The 1651-nt window shown below is 61.2% G+C and carries 3 protein-coding genes; 1 reads left to right on the plus strand and 2 read right to left on the minus strand.

All coding sequences use genetic code 11. The annotated features are described in order from the left end of the window. Positions 1 to 127 precede the first annotated feature (127 nt). Both K5E40_RS34265 and K5E40_RS34270 read right to left on the minus strand, forming a co-directional pair. Positions 128 to 400 carry a hypothetical protein gene (locus K5E40_RS34265; RefSeq protein ID WP_221734423.1) on the minus strand — a complete coding sequence of 91 codons (273 nt, stop codon included), beginning with the start codon at positions 398 to 400 and terminating at the stop codon, positions 128 to 130. 40 nt (positions 401 to 440) lie between these two features. Next, entirely contained in the window at positions 441 to 668 is a 228-nt protein-coding gene (locus tag K5E40_RS34270; protein WP_221734424.1) for a DUF6555 family protein, read from the minus strand. Positions 669 to 804: 136 nt separating this feature from the next. Here K5E40_RS34270 and K5E40_RS34275 point away from each other — a divergent pair, with 136 nt between their 5' ends. Continuing rightward, positions 805 to 1581, plus strand: coding sequence for a helix-turn-helix domain-containing protein (locus K5E40_RS34275; RefSeq protein ID WP_221734425.1), 777 nt, complete (start codon positions 805 to 807; stop codon positions 1579 to 1581). Positions 1582 to 1651: the final 70 nt, after the last annotated feature.

Genomic DNA, 1651 nt, shown 5'->3' on the forward strand with positions numbered 1-1651 from the left:
ACACTTCCCCTTGCCGGGTGTGTAGAGGACTTTCACCTCCAAGTCGTTCGGCTCACCACCACAGTGAGCTGAACAGCGCCAGTCACGGCGCTACGCGCCATGCCTGGCGCACCACAAAAAGTGGAGCCTAATCAGGCTCCACTTGCAGTTTCAGGCTGTCGTCATCCAGCCGTTCGGTATGCCGCACTGTGCCTTGCAATCGTCGGCCTTCAACCCTGACCACCACGGTTTTCGCTTGGTCAAGGCTGTCGGGGAGCGGCGCTGACACCCGCAGGGCGAAGCTGAACGGGTCGTCTTCGACAGCTTCCAGCCCCACCTGACAATCGACACTTTTGGTGATACGACCGAACAGTGTGTCCAAGCCGTAATCCAGATGCGCCGGACTGCTGATGGTGCTCATGGTGCATTCCCCCCGATTTTTTCCAATCGCCAGGCAAAGCCTAGCTCGCCGGTCGCCACATGACGTTTTCCACGCCGAATTTTTCCGCCATCGGTTTGCTGGTCTTCTGCACCTTTTCGCGGCCGAAGCGCGGAATTCGACCCACTCCCGCGTCGCAGCTCGCCCAGTGCCACGCCTCGGCGTTGTCCATTTTGTCCGAGCGGATAATGAACGACTTGGGCGTGCCGTGAAGGGTGTAATCGATGACAAACAGTTTTGCGTTGTTCATAAAGCCCGTAATCCTCCCTGTGGTAATAGAAGGATCGCGGCGCGAGCGGAAAATTCACTCGGATTGTCGGACGGTATCTATCCATGGCGACGCGGTGGCGCACTGGTTACCATGACGCCTTCGCCAACCCCAATGAATGCTCGCCATGGCCCTCGCCGCGCCCCCCGATCTCAGTGACACCGATGTACCCGTGCAGCCGCTGGCGCGCACGTATCCGCGTGGTTTGTATATCGAGCCGCATGAGCATGTCTGGGGGCAGCTGTTGTATGCGATGAGCGGGGTGATGTGGGTTGAAACCCCGCACGAGGCGCTGGTGGTGCCGCCGCAACGGGCGGTGTGGTTGCCGCCCGGGGTGCCGCACGGGATTCGGGTGGTGTCGGATTTGCAGATGCGCAATATCTACTGGCGTCCGGCGCTCGCGGCGACGCTGGATGAGACGGTGCAGGTGATCGAGGTCGGCGGGTTGCTGCGTGAGTTGATCGTCGGGCTGGTGGAGCAGGGCGACAGTGGTGAGCCGGCCTACTACGAGGCGATGGTCGGCTTGGCCTTGCTGGAGCTAAAACGCGCCAGGCGTTCGCCGTTGAAGATCCCGTTGCCGGACGATTCCGACCGGCGCTTGATGAATGTGTGTCAGGCGGTGATGGCCGCGCCGTCGCTGGAAATTTCTTTCGAACAGCACGCGGAACACGCCGGGGCCAGCGTGCGTACATTGGCGCGGTTGTTCAAGGACTGCCTGGGCATGGGCTTCGCCGAATGGCGGCGGCAAGTGCAACTGGCGACGGCGGTGGCGCAGTTGATCCAAGGCGTTGCCGTGAGCGTCATCGCCCGTGAGCTGGGCTATTCGCCGAGCAGTTTCAGCGACATGTTCCGCCGGGAGCTGGGTGTTCCCCCCTCACAATTCACGGCAGACTGAACGCAGATCCTGTGGGAGCGGGCTTGCTCGCGAAGGCGGTGTGTCAGGCAATAGAAATATCGACTGGTAC

This window comes from Pseudomonas baetica (genome assembly GCF_019733355.1).
Lineage (GTDB): Bacteria > Pseudomonadota > Gammaproteobacteria > Pseudomonadales > Pseudomonadaceae > Aquipseudomonas > Aquipseudomonas baetica_A.

Coding starts and splice junctions, on each gene's coding strand:
- K5E40_RS34270 (WP_221734424.1), bottom strand. CDS start 668: ATGAACAACGCAAAACTGTTTGTCATCGATTACACCCTTCACGGCACG.
- K5E40_RS34275 (WP_221734425.1), top strand. CDS start 805: ATGCTCGCCATGGCCCTCGCCGCGCCCCCCGATCTCAGTGACACCGAT.
- K5E40_RS34265 (WP_221734423.1), bottom strand. CDS start 400: ATGAGCACCATCAGCAGTCCGGCGCATCTGGATTACGGCTTGGACACA.